The following is a 22,468-nucleotide window of genomic DNA, read 5'->3' as shown; positions in this document are numbered from 1 at the left end:
CATGTGCGCGAGAGGTAGAAACTGACGTGACGATCACCGTTGACCGGGCCGGAATCTGGGATTCCGAAGCAATCGCCGACGTGGCAGCGGTGACGTTTCCGCTGGCTTGTCCGCCGGACGCATCCGACGACGACATCAGTGCCTTCATCGACAACGTTCTCTCGGTCGACAAGTTCTCCGAGTATCTGACGGACCCGACACGAACCGTTCTCAAGGTCATTCGCGACGGCTCGATCGTCGGCTACGCGATGCTCGTCGACGACGAGCCCGCCGATCCGGACGTCAAAGCTGCTGTGACACTTCGCCCGACGACGGAACTGAGCAAGTTGTACGTGCTTCCGGGAAACCACGGAACCGGCGCGGCAGCATCCTTGATGGACGCGGTTGTCGACCATGCACGACGCAGCGGAAGTGCCGGGATCTGGCTGGGTGTCAATCAGGAAAATCTGCGCGCCCAGAAGTTCTACGCCAAACACGGCTTCACCCAGGTCGGCACGAAGACTTTTCTCGTGGGGGCACAACTCCACCACGATTTCGTGATGGAGCGCCCCGTCAGCTGACAGGCCTGCTGATCAGCCGGCCGCGACCTCGAAACGAGAAAGTGCGAGCAGACGCGAGGTCGCGCGCAGGTACTTCTTCTTGTACCCACCGGCGAGCATCTCGGGAGTGAAGATCTCGTCGAGGCGTGCGCCGGAAACGGTGACCGGGATGCTCGCGTCGTACAAGCGGTCGGCAAGAACCACGATGCGCAGTGCAACAGACTGATCCGTGGCCGGGTGAACGCCGTCGATGAAGACTGCCTTCACACCCTCGACCAGCTTGTTGTAGCGCGACGGATGCAGTGTGCTGAGGTGCTTGCACAGCTCGTCGAAGTTGTCGAGCGTGGCGCCGTCGATCGCCTCGGCCCGAGTGACCAATTCTTCCGAGGAGATGGGCTCCGGTGCGGGCGGGAGATCGCGGTGACGGTAGTCGGGGCCGTCGACGCGAATCGTCTCGAAGATCGAGCCGAGCTTCTTGATCTCACGCAGGAAGTCCTGAGCCGCGAAGCGACCCTCACCGAGCTGGCCGGGAAGCGTGTTCGACGTCGCGACGATGGACACGCCGCGCGCGGAAAGCTCCGAAAGGAGGCGAGAGACGAGCATGGTGTCGCCCGGATCGTCGAGCTCGAACTCGTCGATGCAGAGAACGCTGTGGTCGGCGAGCGCTTCGACCGCTTTGTTGAAGCCGAGAGCGCCGACGACGTGTGTCAGCTCGACGAAGGTTCCGAAAGCCTTCGGCGACGGAACGCTGTGGAAGATCGACGCCAGCAAGTGAGTCTTACCAACACCGAACCCGCCGTCGAGGTACAGGCCGGCGCCGGTCGCCTGGGTCTTCTTGCCGAACAGTCCGCGGCGTCCACCACTACGGATCTTGGTTACGCGCTTGGAGAATTCCTCGGCCTTGGCGACAGCAGCTGCCTGGCTCGGTTCCTTCGGATCAGGAATGTAGGAGGCAAAACTCACCTCGTCGAACATTGCGGGAGGCACCATTTGAGCTACCAGTTGATCGGCGGGTACCACCGGGCTGCGATCGACAAGACGTTCATGCATCCGTCAAGGGTATCTACGTGATGTGATCTCTCATGTGCACCGTATGGATATTGCGACCTACTTCACACCAGGCCACGAAGACGAACTCCGCGGCTTGTACGCCTATCCGGAGAACCTCTCCCAACCCTGGATGCGCGTGAACTTCGTTTCCAGCATCGACGGGTGCGTCTCCGTCGACGGAGTGAGCCATAGACTGGGCACACCTGCAGACAAGTCGGTATTCGGGATCTTGCGCGAACTTTGTGACGTCGTCGTGGTCGGCGCAGGCACAGCGCGAGCCGAGAACTACGGGGGTGTGCAGATCTCGGACGCAGCCCGGGCGCGACGAAAGGCGGGCGGCCTCGCTCCGGTCCCACCGATCCTCGTCGTCTCGGCGCACGCGTCGATCGACCCCGAAAGCCAGCTCCTACGAGATACCGAAATTCCGCCGATTCTTGTTGTCGGTAGCGCCGCGGACAGCGCAGCGATTTCAGCGCTGAGATCGGCCGGAGCGCAGGTGGAGGTGACGGACTCACCGAATGTCAGCAGCGGCGACATCGACAGGGCCTTGTCGGCTCGCAAGCTCCGTCGCGTGCTGTGTGAGGGAGGGCCGTCACTTTTCGGGCAGTTGATCGAGGACAATGCCGTCGACGAACTTTGCATCACCACTTCACCTCAACTGGTGGGGAGCAAAGTCGGCCGAATCTCGCTCTCCCCCAATGCAATGCCCACGTCGATGCGTCCCGCTCACATTCTCGGCGACTCGGACGGCACGATCCTCACTCGATGGGTTCGTCAGCAGCCACGTCGGTGAACCTGGCACTCTGGTCGGCATGCGCAGAGTTGCTTTGATGGCCGTCGTCCTCGCGACGTGTTGTGCGTGCGGCGCCGGGCCGTCGCTTCGGCCCGCCGTCGCGGTCGAAGGCCGCACCGACGGCAGCCCTGCCCAGAGCGAGGGACCGTCACCCGATGCGCCGCCGGTCGACCCCGGCGTCCCGACCGACGACATACCGTGGCGAGACTGCACCGGCACGTCACTCGCCGACCAGGCTCTCGCAGCGTCGAGCGTCGGCGTCATCCTCGAATGCGCGGAATTCAGTGCCCCCATCGACGTGACCGGCGCCATCGACGGCAACTTCACTGCCGGCTTGACCCGCGCTCGGACGTCGTCGACGCCTGCCAACGCGTATCCGATCGTGTTCACATCCGGCACCGACCGTTCGTCGGGAAACTCTCTGGCCATGCTCGCTACGTCCGGCTTGACGACGGTGCTCGCGGACCACCCCGTCGTTGCCCTGGATCGACGCGGAATCGACAGGTCCACCGCAATCGACTGCATGACGCCGGAGATTCGGCGCGGCCTTCACGATCTGGGCCAGTTCGACGCGGACTCCACCGGCGACGCCGCCGACGCGGTCGCCGCTCTCGGTCACGATGCAACCATCGCCTGTACCGACTATCTCGATCCTCAAGAGCTGAAGTTCGGCGCGGACTCCGCTGCCGAGGACATCGACGCTCTACGTACGCGGTGGGGCGTCGAGACCATCGCTCTGTGGTCGGCAGGGTCCGGCTCGGACATCGCGCTGAGCTACGCGGCAGCCCACCCCGAGAACCTCGCGAGGTTGATCCTCGATTCTCCCGCTCCGGTGGCCACCGACGCTGCCACCGAGGCGGAGAGCCGCGTGCAGGGCGAGGAAGCGGCGTTGACCGCATTCGCTCAGCGATGTGTGGCGCTGGGGTGCTCTCTCGGACCTGATCCGAAGAAAGCGGTCACGGACTTGATGGAGCGCGCTCGGGCCGATGAATTCCAGCCGCTGTCCGCCGCTGCGGTGTCGAACGCGATTTCGGCGAGCCTGTGGACTGCCGGAACCAACCGTGAGCAAGAGACCCGCTCGCTCTCAGACGCTCTGTCCGCGCTCGGTACCGGCAACGCTTCGCCGATTCGAGAGCGCGCCGCCCGGGCTGAGAACGAGGTGGACGGTGACGGCCAGTTCATCGGACGATGCACCGACGGCATGCAGTGGCCGGGGATCGGGCGCGTCCGCGAACTGGCGGACACCTGGGGCACCAACTATCCGGTATTCGGTCGAGAAGCCGCGCTCGGTTTGCTCGCATGCGCCAGCTGGCCGTCGACCGCCAACTCTCCCCTGCCGAATCAGTTGAAGCCCGCCGTCCTCGTGCTGAGCGGTCAGGGCGACCCGGCCGTCGGGAACTCCGGACTCTCGACCGTCACCGGCGTCGTGACCAACGCGGGGTCGCGCTTCGCAACCCTGGACTGGCAGGGTGCGGGTCACCCCGCGGCACAATCCACCTGCGCGCAGCAGGCGATGAGGGCATACCTCACCGACGCCTCCCTGCCCAGCAACGGAAGCGTGTGCCCGGCCTGACTGGGGCGCTTGTCCACCACGACCGAAAAGGGGTGCATCCCCCGATCACACCCTGCTCCGGTGTACCGTGCCGAAGTGTTCCTTCGACAGCTCGAGCCGCGTACCGGGCGGACAACCCAACAAGTCGTCAACTTCGTTTTGTGGCCGATCGCCGTGATGACCGTGCTCAATCGTGTCATCGTCACAGCAGTCAACGGCGCCATCACCGATGACTTCCGACCGGTCTACAACGCCGCGCTGGCGTTCTGGAACGGGCGCGACGTCTACACCGCAGATTTCAACTCCGTAGACCCCCATTATCTGTACCCACCATCGGGTTCCTTGTTGATGGCACCCCTGGCGATCCTCGATCCCGAGCGCTCGCGGTGGCTGTTCATCGGTGTCAATGCCGTCGCCATTCTCGTGGCTCTCTACCTGCTGTTGCGCTTGTTCGACCTGACGATCAGTTCCATCGCGGCGCCGATTCTGGTGCTCGGTGCTTTCATGTCGGAGACAGTCACCAACACGTTGGTGTTCACCAACATCAACGGCCTCGTACTGCTCGGCGAAGTTGCCTTCCTCCTGCTGCTGATGCGCAAGAAGGATCTGTGGGCCGGCGTCGCGATCGGTCTCACCATCGCAGTGAAACCCACTCTCGCGCCACTGCTCCTGCTGCCGCTCGTTCGCGGCCAGTGGAAGGTGCTCGTCACCGCCCTGGGCATCCCGTTCATTCTCACGGTCGTGGCATGGCCGCTTGCGTCGGATCCGATGGACTTCGTCCGCCGCACCGTGCCGTACCTGCTCGAATCTCGTGACTACTTCAACAGTTCGATTGTCGGAAACGGCGCTTACTTCGGTCTGCCCGAATGGTTGATCCTGCTGTTGCGCGTCGTGTTGGCCGCCATGGTCGTCGTCTCTCTGTGGCTTCTGTACCGCTATTACCGCAACGACGAACTCTTCTTCCTCACGACCGCGACCGGTGTGATCATGACCGCGTCGTTCCTGCTGCCATCGCTCGGCCAGATGTACTACTCGATGATGCTGTTGCCGCTGTTGATGTCCGTGGTGCTCAAGAACTCGGTCATGCGGAACTGGCCGGCGTGGCTCGCCGTCTACGGCTTCATGACGTTCGACAGCTGGTGGTCGAACCGCTGGCCGACCTTCGGCCGGGCAGCCGAATACACCAAGAGCACCCTCGGCTGGAGCCTTCTGCTGATCGTGATCTTCTGTGTCCTCGGATACCGGTATCTGGTCGCGCGTCGCGAGGGCCGCTTGGATCGCGGAATCGATCCCGCCTACCTCCTCGATCCCCCGCTCGATACCGTCTCACCTGCCGACGAAGCCGAAACGGCGACAAAGCATTAGCGTGGAGGCATGAGTTCTTCACACGATGGCATCGACAGCACACCTGAGGTCACGTACACCGAGAGCGAGTGGCGCGAAAAGCTGACTCCGGAGGAGTTCGCCGTCCTGCGCCAAGCGGGCACCGAACGCCCCTTCGTCGGCGAGTACACCGACACCACCACGGAAGGCGTTTACTCCTGCCGTGCGTGCGGAGCCGAACTGTTCCGCAGCACCGAAAAGTTCGAATCGCACTGCGGGTGGCCGTCCTTCTTCGATCCGGCGGATTCGGATGCCGTGATCCTGAAGGAAGACAGCTCACTCGGGATGCGCCGTGTCGAGGTCATCTGCAAGAAGTGCCACAGCCACCTCGGTCACGTCTTCGAGGGCGAGGGATACCCGACGCCGACCGATCAGCGGTACTGCATCAACTCGATCTCGCTGGTTCTCAAGCCCGCTCAGTAGCCAGGTCGTGGGCTACCCCGTGTCGCTCAGTAGCCAGGTCGTGGGCTACCCCGTGTCGCTCAGTAGCCAGGTCGTGGGCTACCCCGTGTCACTGGTAGCCCACGATTCGAGACTTCAACTCAGAAGTCCCAGTTCAGCGCAGTCGGGCTCAGACCAGCCGCGTTCAGGTCCTCGTTTCGAGCGACAAGACCGTCCTTGACTGACCCGATCCCACCACCGATCGCGCCGGAAGTGATGTCCGTCAACGAGGCATCGCCGCCCGTGACTTCCTTCGTCACGATCGCAGCGGACGCTCCCGATACCGCATCGTCGAAAGCCCCCCGCGCGATCTGCTGCAATCTCGAACCGGTCGGGAGCGGGTTCGGGTCGGGGCCGACACGATCCGGCGTCGTCTTCAACCCTCCGTTCGCAAGTCCCTTGATGAAACCGTCGCGGCCCTCGGTCACGACCTTGCCACCGTCGATCGACTGGCGATGATCCATCGTCATCTGCCCGAGTTGAATGGCGAGGCCGGAGAAGACGGCAGCGGCAGCTTCCACTGCTGCAGCCTCGATCACTCGTATCAACAATTGCTGCAACAGCATTCGGACCGTGAGTGTTGTTGCCACCTCAGCCGCCACGATTCCGGCGGTACTCGCACCCAGTGTCGGGACAGCGGCCGCCACCATGGCGGCAATCTCGAGCGCCAGTGCGCCCAGCGCCGCGAGGATCGACAGTTTGGTGTACTCGATGTCCGTGCCGGTATCGGTGCATGACTGACCCAGTTCGGCCGCGGCAGAGGACAACCGCTCGAAGACATCCGCAACTCCCCCGGCCTCCGACCAATACCGAGACAACGAGTCGCCGGCTCGACCGTCGATCGATGCCAGTACTGTTTGCAATCCGTAACCACCGGCAGCGGCCGAAGCCTCGATCCGATCAGCCGCGCCTGACCAGGCATCACCCAACCTCCACAGTGCCGTTTCGTCTCCTTGCGGCCAGTCACTGCCCACCGCGACCGACGCAACCGCCTGTAACCAGCCTGGAATCTCGAGTCCCATCAGAGCCCACCCGCCATGTCGTCGGCAAGCGAGGTGTCGATCGATTCGAAACGATCGGTGATCTCGATCAGCGTGGCGGTCAATTCGCGGAGCGCGCCCGCGACCAGTGTCATCCCACCGACTGCTGACTCCGCACCGGGAACATACGCGTCCGAGAATGCGGTTCCGAACTGGTCAGCGCCCCAGCACCCCTCTTCGGCGCCGGCCACTGTTTCCAGAGCACTCCGTGCCTCGTCGAGACCGGCAGCGACCACCTCGAATGCTGGTGCAGCACTTCCCATCGCGGCCACGTCCACGTCCAGTTCAGACATTGCCGGAGCTCCTCAGAACGGTGCGGTCCCAGTGCTCGTCGCCGCCGACCGGCACCGACGCCGGACGAGGCGCGAGAATCTCACGCAATCCGAGCACACCGGGAACGAGGTCGGGCAAATCGATCCTGGCCGCTTCGGTGAACGGCCTCGACATCTCGGCAATCTGTCGGCGCATGTCCTCCGCCGCAGATGTGGCCGTGGCCAGGATCAGATTTCCCAACGCTACCGGCGAATGCTTGCCGTAAGCGCTCCCGGAGAGGGCGACTCCCACGGTCGCCCCCGAAGCGTCTACGACGACTTCCACACTGCCATCACTCGAGCGCGCGCTCGCCGTCGCTCGTGCGATCTTCTCCTGCATATCCGCCAGCGATCGCGTTCGCTCCAACAGATCAACCTGCATCGAATCGATCTGAGCCCGAAGAACTTCGACCTGTCCCCTCATCGAACCAACATCCGCCCCACTCACGATGGCCCCCACCTTCGATAGATCGTGACACCTGATTCAGGCGCTCACGAGGTTCGACGCGGGAGGTGGCCGATCGGTTCCGTCAGCGCGAACGAAGCACGGGCGGATCGAACGCCTTGACCGGCGGCAGAACCCCTTCGAATTTCTCGATCTGCACCAGAACGTGCTGGCCGGTGCACCCGTGCGAAAGCGAAGACGTGCCGACGTCCGGCGTAAGAACGTTGGGATTTCCGTGAACACACAGCGAATCGGGATCGGCAGGATCGAGCGGGTCGTACCACGCCCCGGTCGACAACTGGACGACGTCGCTCCGCAAATCCGAATCGACGATCACACCAGCCAGGCACGCCCCGCGATCGTTGAATACGCGCACCACGTCCCCAGCCGACACGCCGCGCTGGGCCGCTGCATCGGGGTGCATACGAATCGGCTCGCGTCCCTGAATCTTCGATGCCTGGCTCGCAGCGCCGTGATCGAGTTGGCTGTGCAGCCGCGTCTTGGGCTGGTTGGCGATCAAGTGAAGCGGGAATTGCGTGGCCCGTGGTCCACCCAGCCACTCGTCGGGCTCGTACCAGCGCGGATGGCCGGCGCAGTCGTCGTAGCCGAAAGACTCGATGGTCTCGGAGAAGATCTCGATCTTCCCACTCGGAGTCGAGAGCGGATACTTCTCGGGGTCCTCGCGGAAGTCACCGAAGAGCACGAGGTTGTCTTCGGTTCGCATCCGGTAGTGCCCGTCCGACCAGAAATCCTCGAACGTCGGTGTGTTGCCGCCGTCTGCATCGACGAACGGCCGCCATTGACCGTAGAGATGCTCGATCCACTCCTGTGAGGATCTCCCCTCGGTGAACTGCTCCCCGAATCCGAGCGCAGAAGCCAGAGCGGCAAACGTGTCGTAGTCGTCTCGCGAGTTCGCGAAAGGTGGAACTACTTGCTGCATCGCGACCAGAAGTGGATCATTTCGTGTGCAGCTCAGGTCATTTCGTTCGAGCGACGTTGTCGACGGGACAACGATGTCGGCATTGCGGGCCATCGGCGTCCAGTAGGGATCGTGAACGACGATCGTGTCCGGACGCGCAAATGCCCGTCGCAGCCTCGGGAGATCCTGGTGGTGGTGAAACGGATTGCCACCGGCCCAGTAGACCAACCGAATATCCGGATAGGTCAGGCGCCTGCCGTCGTAGTCGAACTCCTCGCCGGGCGAGAGCAAGAGATCGGAGATCGCGGCCACCGGAATGAAATCGGGCACCGGATTCACACCTTGTGAGAAGGTCGGCAACGGATACGGCACCGGAGCCAGACCCGGCTCGTTCATCGAACCGTAGCCGTGGCCGAAACCGCCACCCGCAAGCCCGAATTGGCCGAGCATCGCGGCGAGTGTCACGCCCATCCACGGTGCCTGCTCACCGTGTTTGATGCGTTGCAACGACCACGTGACGGTCACCAGCGTCCGGCCGGACGCCATTCTCCGAGCCAGGTCGGTGATGAACTCCGCCGGCACCCCGGAGATCTTCTGCGCCCAGCGCGGATCCTTCGGTACACCGTCGGCACGTCCGAGCAGGTAATCCTCGAAGCGTTCGTAGCCGACGCAGAAGCGGTTCAGGAAATCGCGATCGTGCAGGTCCTCCGACGCCAGGACAAACGCCAGGGCAAGCATGATTGCCACGTCGGTTCCCGGAACGGGTGCGATCCACTCGCAGTCACCATCGACGTCGTCGCGCAACGGACTGAAGGAGACGATCTTTCCGCCGCGGGTACGAAATGCGTCGAGCGCCCCGCGCGTCGGATGATCGCTCGTACCACCGGCATTGACGCCGGTGTTCTTGATCGGCACTCCCCCGAACGAGACGAGAAGATCGGAGTGCTTGGCGATGACGTCCCACGACGTGGAGCGCGCGAACAACTTCCAGTGAGTTCCGACCACACGCGGCATGATGACACCGGTGGCACCGAGCGAGTAGCTGTGGACCGACTTGGTGTATCCACCCAGCTGATTCAGAAATCGGTGAACTTGGCTCTGCGCGTGATGGAATCGACCGGCGCTGGCCCAGCCGTACGAGCCGCCGAAGATCGCGTTGTTCCCGTGCGTGTCGACCACGCGACGCAACTCGCGGGAGAGGAGTTCGGTCAGTTCGTCCCACGAGACCGAGACGAACTCGTCCGCGCCACGTCGGTCACTGGGACCAGGTCCGGTCTCGAGCCAACCGCGGCGCACCGCCGGGCCCGAAACGCGAGCCCGACTGCGCACCGAACCGGCGAGGTTCCCGAGCATCGGCGAGGGATTCGAATCACCCTCGTAGGGATGCACGGCGGTCACCTCGCCGGCGACCGATTCGGCGGTGAACATTCCCCAATGGGACATGTGTTGACGACGCCGGTTCGGTGCAGTTGTCACAGAAACTACTTTCGAAGTAGATCAGGGTAGGGAAAGGACCAGCTTCTCGATGTCCACGCGCGGCCCGGTGAAGAACGGCACCTCTTCGCGAACGTGCAAGCGAGCTTCGGTGGCACGCAGATCGCGCATCAGATCGACGATACGGATGAGCTCAGGCGCTTCGAACGCGAGAATCCACTCGTAGTCCCCCAGAGCGAAGGCCGGGACCGTGTTGGCGCGAACGTCCTTGTACGAACGAGCAGCCATACCGTGATCGGCGAGCATCTTGCGACGCTCCTCGTCGGGGAGCAGGTACCACTCGTACGAGCGGACGAACGGGTAAACGCAGATGTAGTCGCCCGGATCCTCACCCGCGATGAACGAGGGCACGTGGCTCTTGTTGAACTCCGCGGGGCGGTGCACCGCCGAGTTGCTCCAGATGGGAGCACTGGCCTGTCCGAGGACGGTGGTGCGGCGGAAATCCGCGTACGCGGCCTGAAGTTCCTCGATGCTGGCCGCGTGGGTCCAGATCATGAAGTCCGCGTCGGCGCGCAAGCCGGCGACGTCGTAGATGCCGCGAACCACGACGCCCTTGTCTTCGAGACCCTCGAAGAACAAGCGGGCGTCCTTGACCGCAGCTTCCCGATCATCGCCCAGCACACCGGGTTCCACCTGGAACACGGAGAACATGAGGTAACGGATTTCAGAGTTCAGTTTGTCGAAATCAAGGCGTGCCATGGGTCTATCGTGCCACTCGCTCGAATATCCGTGTAGCCGCCGTCGTGCCGACTGCGACACACGCCGGAACCCCGACGCCGTGCAGCCACGACCCGGCTACTTCGAGGCCGTCGAACTGCGTCATCCCGGACTCGATTTCAGCCACGATTTCCGTGTGACCTGGGGAGTACTGGGGAAGACCGCCGTGCCACCGCTGTACGAAGCTCGCTCCTGGCTCCTCGGTGATTCCGGTCACGGTCTCGAGATCGGCGCGCGCAAGTTCGATCAGTTCACCATCCGGCCGGTCGACGATCTCCGATGCGCCGAATCGACCGAACGACACCCGAACGAGATGCTCGCCGCGATCAGCGAGGTGCGTCCACTTTCGGCTCGACAGCGTGAACGCCTTGGCGGTCAGGTCGGCGTCGGTGGCAACCAGGATCCCCGAATTCTGCGGAAGGTCGACCTGACCGGGCAGGCGGAGCGCCACCACCGCGGACGACGCCAGTTCGATCCGCGACGCGATACGCGCAATATCCGCATCGACGCCGGCCAACAGCACCGCTGCGCGCGGCGCCGGAACAGCCAGAATCACCGCGTCGACGCTGCCGAGCGGATCGACGTTCCACCCCGTCCCGTCCCTGCGTAACCCGGAAGCCTCGCCGCGGACGAACGTCGCGTCGGCGGCCTGCCGCAGCGCATCGAGCAAGATGCCGTAACCGTCCCTGAGCGCTCCGAACACTGGTCCGGGTGCAGGTGTCGGCACTGCGGCTGCAACTGCATCCGTGAGGCTCTGAGCGCCCGCATCGAGCGCAGCAGCGAGTGTCGGCAAAGCTGCACGCACTCCGATGGTCTCCGCCAGGCCCGAGTACACCCCGCCGAGAAGGGGATCCACCGATCGGCTGACCACCTGATCACCGAATCGCTGTGAAACCAGTTCGGCAACACTGCAATCGGAACCGCGGGTCCACTCGAACGGAACGCCTGGTTCGGCAGCTATGCGCGACAGCGTCTGCTCGTCGACTAGATCTCTCACCGACTCGGACGATGCCGGGATTCCCATCAAGGTTCCGGCAGGAAGTCGATTCAGTGAGCCCTGGGACCAGATCAACGGGCTCAACCCCGCGGGGTAAACGATCTGATCGGTCAGTCCCAGCTCGGCGAGAAGCGCAGGGACTTCGGGCCGACGGGCGATGAACGCCTCGGCGCCGATGTCGATCGGGCCACCGCCAAGATCAATCGTTCGCAGCTTCCCGCCCAGTCGCGGAGAGTCGTCGACGACCGTGATGTCGGCAACGGAGCCCAGACTGCGCCGAAGCCGGTACGCGGCAACCAGACCGGAGATTCCGCCTCCGATCACCGCGACCGACGGCCGAGTGGTTGTCACAGCGAGTGCACCAGCTCCACCGCCGAGGTGATCGCCGTGGGATCGGTGTCGGGAAGAACTCCATGGCCGAGGTTGAAGATGTGGCCGATGGCACCGGCTTCGATCGCGCGGTCACCTTCAGCGGCGATCCGGCGCACCTCACGATCGATCACCTCGGGGCCCGCGAACAGTACAGCGGGATCGAGATTGCCTTGCAGCGCCTTGCCCGGACCGACACGACCGGCCGCGACGTCGAGCGGAATCCGCCAGTCGACACCCACGACGTCGGCACCTGCCTCCCCCATCGCGCCGAGAAGTTCACCGGTTCCGACACCGAAGTGGATACGCGGAACGCCGGCAGCGGCAACCTCGGCAAACACCCGTTCGGAATGCGGGAGAACAAATTCCCGGTAATCGGCCAGCGAGAGCGCGCCGGCCCACGAGTCGAACAGCTGAACCGCGTCGACACCCGCCTTGAGCTGCGTCTGCAGGAAGCAGATCGTGGTGTCTGCCAGGCTTCCGAGCAACGCGTGCCAGGTCTTCGGATCGGAGTGCATGAGCGCCTTGGTCTTCTCGTGGTTCCGGCTCGGACCACCCTCGACCAGATACGACGCCAAGGTGAACGGCGCTCCGGCAAAGCCGATCAGCGGAGTCGAGCCCAACTCGGTGGTGAGAAGTCGAACGGCCTGCGCGATCGCCCCGACCTCTTCGGGAACCAATCGAGGGAGGGCCGCGACGTCGGCGATGGAGCGAATCGGATTGGCAACCACCGGTCCGACGCCGGCAACGATGTCGAGATCGATTCCCGCAGCCTTGAGCGGAACAACGATGTCCGAGAACAGGATTGCCGCGTCTACATCGTGACGACGCACCGGCTGCATCGTGATCTCACAGACCAGCGCCGGATCGAAACACGACTCCAACATGCCGATCCCCGCGCGGATCTCGCGATACTCCGGCAATGAACGTCCGGCCTGGCGCATGAACCACACCGGCCGTCGACTCGGAGTGCGTCCGGTCGCCGCGGCGAGCAACGGTGCGTCGGGCAAAACTCGCCGAGCGCTGTATTCCGCCGACCCGGTCATGCCTGAATTCATGTTGTCCAACCCGCTCATCAGTCCTCGCGCTCTCCGCCAACGTGTGTCTTCGATCGACTCAATGCTGCCATGTCCCACACTCGGGATCGGACACCCGAGCGGTTCGTGAGCGGCCACACACCCGAACCACACTCGGTCGGCGCGCCTCCACCTACCCGCCCTTATCCCCGACTAACGTCCTGACCTGTGACGACATCCGGATCGACAGCCGACCCGGCCGAGTTCCGTGCCGCCGTGGAGGCGATGACCGCTGCGCGGGTTCGGCCCGAGATAGAGGTCGGTCCCATCCGTCCGCCGCAGCGTCTCGCTCCGTACAGCCACGCAGTGGGAGCCGAGGTTCTGCACCCGGACTCCGACGTCGTGGCCGAGCAGTCCGAAGGCGACGCTTTCGGTCGCCTGATCCTGTTGTTCGATCCGGACGGCGACGAGGCGTGGAACGGCACCATGCGGTTGGTGGCCTACATACAGGCCGACCTCGACGAAGCCGTCGCCGCGGATCCACTACTTCCCGAAGTAGCCTGGAGTTGGCTGGTGGACGCACTCGAAGCCGGACCGGAACCTTTTGTGGCCCTGGGCGGTACGGTCACAGCCACAACTTCCGTGCGATACGGCGACATCGCGGGCCCGCCGCGAGCCCACCAACTCGAGTTACGAGCATCCTGGACTGCAACGTCATCGGAATTGGCTCACCACGTCGAGGCTTTCTGTGAAGTTCTCGCGTACGCGGCAGGACTTCCGCCTGCCGGGATAACCACGCTGTCGCGGCAGGGCGACTAACTCCACTACTCGTTTACGCATTCCCCCGGAAAAATACTAGAACCTGTTCTAAAATGAGTCATGCAACGTCTCAGCGGACTCGACGCGACCTTCCTCTACTTGGAAACACCGACCCAGCTATTGCACGTTTGTGGACTCGTACTGCTCGACCCCTCGACCATTCCGGGCGGTTACGACTACCGGAAGCTGCTTCGCGAGTTGGACTCGCGGATGGCCACCATGCCGACCTTCCGGCGCAAACTCAAAGATTCCCGCCTCAATCTCGACTACCCCGTGTGGGTCGACGATCACGATTTCGACATCGAGCGGCACTGCCACCGGACCGCGGTACCTGCTCCGGGCACACACGCGGAACTGGCAGAACTCGCCGGACACATCGCGAGCCAACCGCTGGATCGTTCCCGCCCACTGTGGGAGATGTGGGTCATCGAGGGACTTGCCGACGGACAGATCGCCGTCATGTCGAAGATTCATCACAGCGCTGCCGACGGCGTCACCGGCGCGAACATCCTCGCTCAGCTGTGCAGCCTCGAACCGGATTCACCGGCGCTCGTGGATCCCACCGCACAGGGTGCGGGCGACGCGGGAACGCTGGACATCGCCATCGGCGGACTCATGGCCGTCATCGCCCGGCCCGCACGAATCGCCCGTCTGGTCCCGGGCGGAATCGCCATGCTCCCCAAGTGGGTGACGCGTGCACGCAAGGGTGAAGCGATGCCTGCTCCCTTCACCGCGCCGCGGACCTCGTTCAACGGCGCGATCACCGGCCACCGCAACGTCGCCTTCAGCCAGCTCGATCTCGCGAAGGTCAAAGCCGTCAAAGATCGCCACGGCGTCAAGGTCAACGATGTGGTTCTCGCGCTGTGCGCGGGCGCTTTGCGGACCTACCTCGAGGACCGCGACGAACTGCCGGAGGACTCACTCGTCGCGATGGTCCCCGTATCGGTCCACGGTAAATCCGATCGGCCGGGCACAAACCAGATCTCGGGCATGTTCACGCAGCTGGGCACCCAGATCGGCGATCCGGTCGAGCGTCTGCACGCGATCAGCGATTACAACGCCACCTCGAAGAACCACAACGAGGCTCTGGGCGCGAACATGCTCCAGGACTGGTCCCAGTTCGCATCGCCGGCGGTGTTCGGCGCCGCCATGCGGGTGTACTCGTCGCTCAAACTCGCCGAGCGTCACCCCGTCGTGTCCAACCTGGTCGTCTCGAACGTGCCCGGGCCGCCGGTCCCGCTCTACTTCCTCGGCGCCCAGATCAAGGGAATGTTCCCGCTCGGCCCGATCTTTCACGGGGCAGGACTCAACGTGACGGTGATGTCACTCGACGGAAAACTCGACGTCGGCATCGTCAGTTGCTCCGATCTGGCACCCGAATTGGACCAGCTCGCGCAAGGTTTCGGAGCCGCACTCGACGAACTGTTCGACGCTGAGGTGACAACCCCGGCCTCGACTGCGACGTAGAGTCAGTGACCATGTCCGAAGTCACCGATGATGCAACCGAGCCCACCTCCGACGTAGTTCCGCTGCTCGTTCCGCGTGACGGAGTTCCGGACGTCATCACCACTGCCGCCGGTGTCGCCGACGCCGCGGCCGCGCTGGCCTCCGGCCACGGCCCGCTCGCCGTGGACGCCGAGCGAGCATCCGGATTCCGTTATTCGGCACGGGCGTACCTGATCCAGCTCCGACGCGAAGGAGCGGGATCGTTCCTGCTCGACCCGATTCCGACAGCGCAGGACCTGCAGCCGTTGGCCGAGGCGATCAACCCGTTGCAATGGGTGCTGCACTCGGCCGATCAGGATCTCCCCGGCCTCGCCGAACTGGGCCTGACACCGGCCGAGCTGTTCGACACCGAACTGGCCGGTCGACTGGCCGGGTTCGAACGAGTCGGACTCGCCGCGATAGTGGAACGAACCCTGCGGGTGGAACTTCGCAAGGGTCACGGGGCCGCGGACTGGTCGACACGTCCGCTGCCGGACGCCTGGTTGAACTACGCCGCCCTCGACGTCGAAGTGCTTCTCGAACTGCGCGACGCCATGGAAGCCGAACTCGAATCCCAGGGCAAGCTCGAGTGGGCGAAGGAGGAGTTCGAGTACATCCGTCTGGCCGGCCCGCCCAAGCCCAAGCCCGACCGTTGGCGTCGTACATCGCACATCACCTCGCTCAAGACCACTCGGCAGTTGGCGGCAGTACGGGCGCTGTGGCAGGCGCGTGAGGATCTCGCGCGCAAGCGCGACGTGTCGCCGAGCCGGGTTCTCCCTGACTCCGCCATCATCGACGCCGCTCTCAAAGATCCTCAGTCGCTGGATGCGCTCCGTTCGCTTCCCGTGTTCGGCGGACCACGTCAACGCCGGTATTCGCGTGTGTGGATGGACGCGCTGGAAGCTGCGCGCAGGCTCCCGGACAGCGAGCTTCCGCCGAAGACCCCGCCGATCGTCGGACCCCCTGCCGCCGGCCGGTGGGCTCGCCAGGACCCGGCGGCGGCCGATCGACTGACGGCGGCTCGGGCCGCACTGTCGGACCTGAGCAAGGAAGTGTCGGTGCCCGTGGAGAATCTGCTCCAACCCGACCTGGTCAGGCGCCTGTGCTGGGACTGGAAGTTGGAACCCGACTCCGACATCACCGAAGTCGAGAGCGCAATCGAGACCAAGCTCACTTCCGGTGGCGCACGTGGCTGGCAACGCACTTTGACGGTTCCCGTCCTCGCCGAGGCACTGAACTCCGTGGTCCCGGCCGAGCCCGAAGTAGAAGAGCCTGAATCCTGACCTGACCCCGGTGTGAGGTTGGAGCAATTCGGCACGTTAAGTTACCGGTCAGTAATGGGCAGTAGTACGCTCGATACGAGGCCGGACGCCTGGCCGTGATCGCCGAACCAACGTCTCACCGCACTTCGGAGTGGTGGGCAGCTCCATCAGGAGGAATTCGCGTGGCTCCATCCACAAACAACCAACGCAACGTCGTCTTCGTCGACGGCATTCGCACCCCGTTCGGCAAGGCCGGCCCGAAAGGCATGTACGCCGACACGCGCGCAGACGATCTCGTCGTCAAGGCGATTCGTGAGCTGCTTCGCCGTAACCCGCAGCTCGATCCCGCACGGATCGACGAAGTGGCTGTCGCAGCCACCACGCAGACCGGTGACCAGGGCCTGACCATCGGCCGCACCGCTGCGATCCTCGCCGGTCTCCCCGAAACCGTTCCCGGATTCGCCATCGACCGCATGTGTGCCGGCGCGATGACCGCCGTCACCACCACCGCGTCGGGCATCGGCTTCGGCCAGTACGACGTCGTGATCGCCGGTGGCGTCGAGCACATGGGCCACCACCCGATGGGTGAGGGCGCAGACCCCAACCCGCGCTTCCTCGCCGACCGCCTGGTCGACCCGAGCGCCCTCGTGATGGGTAACACAGCCGAGAACCTGCACGACCGGTTCCCGACCATCACCAAGGACCGCACGGACGCCTACGCCGTCAACAGCCAGAACAAGTACGACGCTGCCAAGAAGGCCGGCTTCATCGCCGACACCCTGGTCCCCGTCGCCACCCGCAGTTCCGCGGGCTGGGGTCTGGCCACCGAAGACGAGCCGCCGCGCCCCGGAACCACCGTCGAAGATCTCGCGAAGCTCAAGACGCCGTTCCGCCCGGCCGGACGCATCACCGCCGGTAACGCCGCCGGACTCAACGACGGCGCCACCGCAGCACTGCTCGCCGGTGAGGACACCGCAGCCGAGCTCGGCCTGCCGGTCGGCATGCGCATGGTGGGCTTCGCCTACCAGGGCGTCGACCCCGCCGTCATGGGCATCGGCCCGGTTCCCGCCACCGAGAAGCTCCTGGCACGCACCGGCCTGAAGATCGAGGACATCGGACTCTTCGAGATCAACGAGGCGTTCGCCGTTCAGGTCCTCGCGTTCCTCGAGCACTACGGAATCGCCGACGACGACCCGCGCGTCAACCAGTGGGGCGGCGCCATCGCGTGTGGCCACCCCCTCGCTTCCTCGGGCGTTCGCCTGATGACGCAGCTCTCCCGCCAGTTCGCGACGCGTCCCGACGTGCGCTACGGCTTGACCACCATGTGCATCGGCCTCGGCATGGGCGGCACCGTCATCTGGGAGAACCCGAACCACGCTGACTACCAGGCAGGGGTTAACTAAATGTCTGATATTGCAACAGCATTCGCCGACGAGGTCGTGACGAACGCCTACACGAAGATCATCTCGGTCCCCGGCATCGAGGGCCCGTTTGCACTGATCACCCTCGACAACGGCTTCGACCACACCAAGCCGTCGTCATTCGGTCCCGGCGGACTCGCAGCATTCGACGCTGCCCTCGACGAAGCCTTTGCAGCCAACCCGGTTGCCATCGCCGTCACCGGCAAGCCGTTCATCTTCGCCGCCGGCGCGGACCTCAAGGGTGTTCCCGCGATCACCTCTCGCGAGCAGGGACTCGAGCTGGGCCGCTTGGGTCACAAGGTGTTCCGACGCCTGCGTGAGTCGTCCGTTCCCACGTTCGCCTTCATCAACGGTGTCGCTCTGGGCGGCGGCCTCGAGGTCGGCCTGCACAGCCACTACCGCACGGTTGCCGCCAATGCGGGCGCACTGGGTCTTCCGGAAGCATTCCTCGGTCTGGTCCCCGGTTGGGGCGGAACGCAGTTGCTCCCCAACCTCGTCGGCCCGTCGAACGCCGTCACCGTGGTGATCGAGAACTCGCTGAACCAGAACAAGGTGCTCTCCCCCAAGAAGGCACTCGAACTCGGCGTCGTCGACGTCGTTCTCGATTCTGCCGACTTCATCGAGCAGTCCCTCGCCTGGGCGTCGCAGGTCCTCGCCGGCACAGTGACCCCCGCTCGCCCCGAGATCGATCGTGGCCAGGGCTGGGACGACGCGATCGCTCGTGCGAAGGCGATCGTCGACGGCAAGACCAAGGGCAACGCTCCCGGCGCCGTCAAGGCCGTCGAGCTGCTCGAACTGGCTCGCAGTACCGACATCACCGATGCCGCCTCGCTCGACAAGGGCTTCGCGGCCGAGGACGAGGCTCTTGCCGATCTTCTCCTGACCGACGAACTCCGCGCAGGTCTGTACGCCTTCGATCTGGTGAACAAGCGCGCCAAGCGCCCCGCCGGAGCACCCGACCGCTCGCTCGCCCGCAAGGTCAGCGGCGTCGGCATCGTCGGTGCCGGTCTCATGGCCAGCCAGCTCGCACTGCTCTTCGTCCGCCAGCTCAAGGTGCCGGTCATCCTGACCGACATCGACCAGGAGCGCATCGACAAGGGTGTCGGTTACGTCCACACCGAAATCGAGAAGCTCCAGGGCAAGGGACGCCTGTCCCCCGACGCTGCGAACCGCCTCAAGGCGCTCGTCTCCGGCTCACTCGACAAGGCCGCGTTTGCCAAGACCGACTTCGTCATCGAAGCCGTCTTCGAGAACATGGACGTCAAGAAGAAGGTCTTCGCGGAACTCGAGCAGTTCATCGCTCCCGAAACCATCCTCGCGACCAACACCTCGTCGCTCTCCATCACGGAGATGGCGTCCGAGCTGAAGCATCCCGAGCGCGTGGTGGGCTTCCACTTCTTCAACCCGGTTGCCGTTCTCCCACTCCTCGAGATCATCAAGGGCAGCAAGACCGACGACGCTACGCTCGCAACGGCTTTCGCCACCGCGAAGTCACTGAAGAAGTCTGCTGTCCTGTGCGGCGACAAGGCCGGCTTCGTCTTCAACCGCCTCGTCACCCGCACCTTGGGTGAGGTCATGTCCGCCGTCGACGAAGGCACCCCCTTCGACGTCGCGGACAACGCCATCGCCGAACTCGGCATGCCCATGTCGCCGTTCACCTTGCTGGCCCTCGTCGGACCCGCAGTGGCTCTGCACACCGGTGAGACTCTGCAGGAGTCGTACCCGGACCGGTTCAAGAGCTCACCTGGACTCGAAGCACTCGTCGAGGCTCGCAAGCCCGGCGTGTGGACCTGGGGCGAGAACGGTCAGGCCGTCGATCCCGAGGTCGCCGCACTGTGGCCGCAGGGTGACAAGGTGTCCACTTCGGAAGAGGTCCTCGAGCGCACACGTCGTGCGTTTGCCGAGGAAATTCAGATCATGCTCGACGAGGGCGTCGTAGCGGCAGCCGAGGACATCGACCTCTGCCTGCTGCTCGGCGGCGGGTTCGGATTCTGGAACGGCGGCATCACGCCGTACCTTGACCGGACCGGTACCTCCGAGGCTGTCAACGGCAAGCGCTTCCTCGCGCCTGGTGTTGCCAGCGTCTGAGTCAGTCGATCGACCCGTCACGGACGGCGCGCCTTCGGGTGCGCCGTCCGTGGCGTTTGCGCAGGTTCAGAATAGGGTTCCCACATCGTCTTTCACGATGTTCTCGAGCGCACGCTCTGCGACGGCGGCGATAGTCATCGACGGATTGCACGCAGCGGAGTTCCCCGGCAACAGAGCGCCGTCGAGCACGTACAACCCTCGCTGGCCCAGAACCCGACCATCAAGATCGCACACCGAGTTCATGCAGGCACCGCCGAGGGGATGCCAGGTGGACGGCAGTAATGCGTTGGTGTCGGTGAGCAGTCCTCCTGCCGCGATCCGCTGGGCCGCAGGTCCGATGTGGCCTTGCTGGATCGCAGAGTCGCCATCCCTCGGCCAACGGAGCACCGCCTCGCCTCGCGCTGAGTCGTACACGAACCGACCTCGGTCGCTGCTGACCCCGAATCCGACCATCACCGTGCTGTGAGCGTCGAACGCCACCGGCGGGAACGACGCCTGAATGACGGTGAACGCGTTATGCGGGTCGTCCCAGTTCCGGCTGCCGTAGACGACCGGCCCGCCCTGCGTCGCGCCGAAATTCTCCGCGAGATCCGACCAGATGTAGATCCGGTCGGCATTGGTCCCCCACCCCGCGCCGAGTTCGTCGGGCAGATCCGTGATCCGCCCCGTTGCCGCGGCGCGGACCAGGAGTTTGGTGGTGTTCATGCTGCCGGCAGCCATCACGAGCGCATCCGTCGTCAAAATCTTGTTCTCGAGAATGTTGCCGGAAATGTCGGTCCGGTCCACGTACACACGCCACCGTCCGTCGGCCGCCCGCTCGACATCGGTGACCTGGTGCAGAGTCTCCACATTCACCAATCCGGTCGCTTCCGCTGCCGCAATGTAGGTGACATCCACCGAATGTTTGCCACCGTTGTTGACACCGAGCGCGCCGTCACCGTTGGTGTACGACGGCTTCATCTCACCCCTCAGTTCGGCCAACGCGTAGTTCCAGTCGATCGGCATCGGAATCTTCGACACGGGTAGACCGGAACGCGTTGCGTTACGCGCGAATACACGTGCCGCCTCGTAGTTCGGGCTGGAAATCAGTTCGTCGGGTGCAGTTTCCACTTGCAACATCCGCGCCACCCGCGGGTAATGGACGCGGTCCATTCGTGCGTAATCGAGCTCCTCCGGAAAGTGCGTGTTGAAGACCGCTTCTTCCGGTTGCAGCGTCATCCCTTGGTACACAAGCGATCCGCCGCCCACCCCGGCTGCGCAGATCGCGGTCATGTTCTCACCGGTCACCGTCTCCAACAAACCCGCGTATGGCTCGAAGATCGCCGGCCTGCCGAACAGAGTCGGGTTGGACTGATACCAGAGGATACGCTTGTCCGGACTGGCGGGATGCGGAAAAGTTTCGGCATTCGGCCCGGTCTGCCACCGAATCCCTCTCTCCAGCAGGGTGACCGGAACCCCGGCCTCGGCCAAGCGAAGTGCCGTCACCCCTCCGCCGAACCCCGAACCGATAACCACGACACGGTGCACTTCACGTGTCAGCGGAATCCCTGTTGCAGCCTTGGCAGTGCGTGGCGCCATCATCGCGACTCCCACGGCGGCCGTACCGGCCAAGAACGATCTACGTTTCACTCCGGACATGACTGGTGCTCCCTCGAAGAATGTCGCCAGAGAATTCCGGGCACGCCAAAACTAGACACTCTGACGCTCGAGTGTCAAGGTTTTGGCGGAGCAGGCGAGGAACTACGAGTTCGACCGGATTGCGGGCCCGAGCCACCTCGAGAGAAAGGCCCGCAAGGAGTCATCGGAATGGACGAGGTCACTGTCGAATGCAACAACCGAAAGCCCCAGTCGCACGGCAATTTCCACTATCTCATCCAACTCCACCTCCGTGGCGAGGCCACGTTCGACCATAGGGGCGAGCATCTGACCAGCGAAAGGTATTGCTCGACTCATCATTTCGAGATCGAAGACAGGGTTTCCCCGCTCGGCGAGGAGCAGAGTCGCGAGCACCGGGTGAGCACGCACGGCAGTTCGCGCGGCAACGATGAATTCAACGACGTAGTCGCACGCCGTGTCGACCGACTCCACCTGTGCCGTGATCTCCCCGAGAACCTCGACAGCGAGACCGCCCATCGCCTGGGAGACGACCTCTTCACGTGTACCGAAAATCGAATACACCGTCTGGCGCGAGACACCGGCCGCGGTGGCAACTGCGGCAATGTTCACAGCCTCGAATCCGCCACCTTCGATCAGTCCGAGGGCGGCGCCGAGAATCTTCTGCTGTGATCGCACGAGGAAAGTATCGCCCACCGAAACGGCGCCCTGAG

At 64.1% G+C, this 22,468-nt stretch carries 20 protein-coding genes; 10 read left to right on the top strand and 10 right to left on the bottom strand.

Annotated elements, in window-relative coordinates; all coding sequences use genetic code 11:
* Positions 1-26 precede the first annotated feature (26 nt).
* Positions 27-560 carry a GNAT family N-acetyltransferase gene (locus tag FEZ59_RS14570; protein WP_003942603.1) on the top strand — a complete coding sequence of 178 codons (534 nt, stop codon included), beginning with the start codon at positions 27-29 and terminating at the stop codon, positions 558-560.
* Between the two features lie 12 nt (positions 561-572).
* Here the strand turns inward: FEZ59_RS14570 and zapE are convergent, their stop codons facing one another.
* Positions 573-1,589: a cell division protein ZapE gene (gene zapE / locus FEZ59_RS14565; protein WP_172932829.1), complete on the bottom strand. Its 1,017-nt coding sequence runs from the start codon at positions 1,587-1,589 to the stop codon at positions 573-575.
* Positions 1,590-1,632: 43 nt separating this feature from the next.
* Between zapE and FEZ59_RS14560 the strand changes: the two genes are divergently transcribed.
* From FEZ59_RS14560 to msrB, 4 genes are read left to right on the top strand one after another with little or no spacing between them, the layout of a single operon-like run.
* Positions 1,633-2,382: a pyrimidine reductase family protein gene (locus FEZ59_RS14560; protein ID WP_172932828.1), complete on the top strand. Its 750-nt coding sequence runs from the start codon at positions 1,633-1,635 to the stop codon at positions 2,380-2,382.
* Positions 2,383-2,401: 19 nt separating this feature from the next.
* Complete coding sequence (locus FEZ59_RS14555; protein ID WP_172932827.1) at positions 2,402-3,955, top strand: alpha/beta hydrolase; 1,554 nt, start codon at positions 2,402-2,404, stop codon at positions 3,953-3,955.
* Positions 3,956-4,015: 60 nt separating this feature from the next.
* Entirely contained in the window at positions 4,016-5,299 is a 1,284-nt protein-coding gene (locus FEZ59_RS14550; RefSeq protein WP_172932826.1) for a glycosyltransferase 87 family protein, read from the top strand.
* Between the two features lie 9 nt (positions 5,300-5,308).
* Positions 5,309-5,740, top strand: coding sequence for a peptide-methionine (R)-S-oxide reductase MsrB (msrB, locus tag FEZ59_RS14545; RefSeq protein ID WP_003942631.1), 432 nt, complete (start codon positions 5,309-5,311; stop codon positions 5,738-5,740).
* Between the two features lie 119 nt (positions 5,741-5,859).
* On the opposite strand, the gene FEZ59_RS14540 is transcribed toward msrB, so the two are convergent.
* From FEZ59_RS14540 to hemE, 7 genes are all read right to left on the bottom strand, one after another.
* Positions 5,860-6,780, bottom strand: coding sequence for a hypothetical protein (locus FEZ59_RS14540; RefSeq protein WP_046378502.1), 921 nt, complete (start codon positions 6,778-6,780; stop codon positions 5,860-5,862).
* Positions 6,780-7,091: a hypothetical protein gene (locus tag FEZ59_RS14535; RefSeq protein WP_172932825.1), complete on the bottom strand. Its 312-nt coding sequence runs from the start codon at positions 7,089-7,091 to the stop codon at positions 6,780-6,782. Before FEZ59_RS14535 ends, FEZ59_RS14540 begins: the two co-directional genes overlap by 1 nt.
* The gene (locus FEZ59_RS14530; RefSeq protein WP_020969512.1) at positions 7,084-7,557 is read right to left on the bottom strand and encodes a YbaB/EbfC family nucleoid-associated protein; all 474 of its coding nucleotides are present in this window, start codon (positions 7,555-7,557) and stop codon (positions 7,084-7,086) included. The genes FEZ59_RS14535 and FEZ59_RS14530 overlap by 8 nt, the downstream gene beginning before the upstream one ends.
* 82 nt (positions 7,558-7,639) lie before the next feature.
* Positions 7,640-9,916 (bottom strand): molybdopterin guanine dinucleotide-containing S/N-oxide reductase, encoded by a 2,277-nt coding sequence (locus FEZ59_RS14525; protein WP_113683579.1) that lies wholly within the window; start codon positions 9,914-9,916, stop codon positions 7,640-7,642.
* A gap of 54 nt (positions 9,917-9,970) precedes the next feature.
* On the bottom strand, positions 9,971-10,666 hold the full coding sequence (gene hemQ, locus FEZ59_RS14520; protein ID WP_019748269.1) for a hydrogen peroxide-dependent heme synthase: 696 nt from the start codon (positions 10,664-10,666) through the stop codon (positions 9,971-9,973).
* Positions 10,667-10,670: 4 nt separating this feature from the next.
* Entirely contained in the window at positions 10,671-12,032 is a 1,362-nt protein-coding gene (locus FEZ59_RS14515) for a protoporphyrinogen oxidase (protein WP_172932824.1), read from the bottom strand.
* Entirely contained in the window at positions 12,029-13,096 is a 1,068-nt protein-coding gene (gene hemE, locus FEZ59_RS14510) for a uroporphyrinogen decarboxylase (protein WP_020907577.1), read from the bottom strand. Before hemE ends, FEZ59_RS14515 begins: the two co-directional genes overlap by 4 nt.
* Positions 13,097-13,294: 198 nt before the next feature.
* Between hemE and FEZ59_RS14505 the strand changes: the two genes are divergently transcribed.
* The 5 genes from FEZ59_RS14505 to FEZ59_RS14485 all read left to right on the top strand — a co-directional run bounded on the left by FEZ59_RS14505 (position 13,295) and on the right by FEZ59_RS14485 (position 20,141).
* Positions 13,295-13,885, top strand: coding sequence for a DUF3000 domain-containing protein (locus FEZ59_RS14505; protein ID WP_019748266.1), 591 nt, complete (start codon positions 13,295-13,297; stop codon positions 13,883-13,885).
* Positions 13,886-13,945: 60 nt separating this feature from the next.
* Positions 13,946-15,352, top strand: coding sequence for a wax ester/triacylglycerol synthase family O-acyltransferase (locus tag FEZ59_RS14500; RefSeq protein WP_172932823.1), 1,407 nt, complete (start codon positions 13,946-13,948; stop codon positions 15,350-15,352).
* A gap of 11 nt (positions 15,353-15,363) precedes the next feature.
* A complete protein-coding gene (locus tag FEZ59_RS14495) occupies positions 15,364-16,653 on the top strand; it encodes a ribonuclease D (RefSeq protein WP_019748264.1) in 1,290 nt (429 codons plus the stop codon).
* A gap of 161 nt (positions 16,654-16,814) precedes the next feature.
* On the top strand, positions 16,815-18,035 hold the full coding sequence (locus FEZ59_RS14490; RefSeq protein ID WP_003942598.1) for a thiolase family protein: 1,221 nt from the start codon (positions 16,815-16,817) through the stop codon (positions 18,033-18,035).
* The gene (locus FEZ59_RS14485; RefSeq protein WP_047888396.1) at positions 18,036-20,141 is read left to right on the top strand and encodes a 3-hydroxyacyl-CoA dehydrogenase NAD-binding domain-containing protein; all 2,106 of its coding nucleotides are present in this window, start codon (positions 18,036-18,038) and stop codon (positions 20,139-20,141) included.
* A 66-nt stretch (positions 20,142-20,207) separates the two neighbouring features.
* On the opposite strand, the gene FEZ59_RS14480 is transcribed toward FEZ59_RS14485, so the two are convergent.
* Both FEZ59_RS14480 and FEZ59_RS14475 read right to left on the bottom strand, forming a co-directional pair.
* Positions 20,208-21,779: a GMC oxidoreductase gene (locus FEZ59_RS14480; protein WP_172932822.1), complete on the bottom strand. Its 1,572-nt coding sequence runs from the start codon at positions 21,777-21,779 to the stop codon at positions 20,208-20,210.
* A 102-nt stretch (positions 21,780-21,881) separates the two neighbouring features.
* The gene (locus tag FEZ59_RS14475; protein ID WP_172932821.1) at positions 21,882-22,433 is read right to left on the bottom strand and encodes a TetR family transcriptional regulator; all 552 of its coding nucleotides are present in this window, start codon (positions 22,431-22,433) and stop codon (positions 21,882-21,884) included.
* Positions 22,434-22,468 lie beyond the last annotated feature (35 nt).

It is taken from the genome of Rhodococcus sp. MS13, assembly GCF_013277835.1.
GTDB classification, from domain to species: Bacteria; Actinomycetota; Actinomycetes; order Mycobacteriales; family Mycobacteriaceae; genus Rhodococcus_F; species Rhodococcus_F erythropolis.
This window is presented reverse-complemented; position numbering and strand designations above follow the sequence as displayed.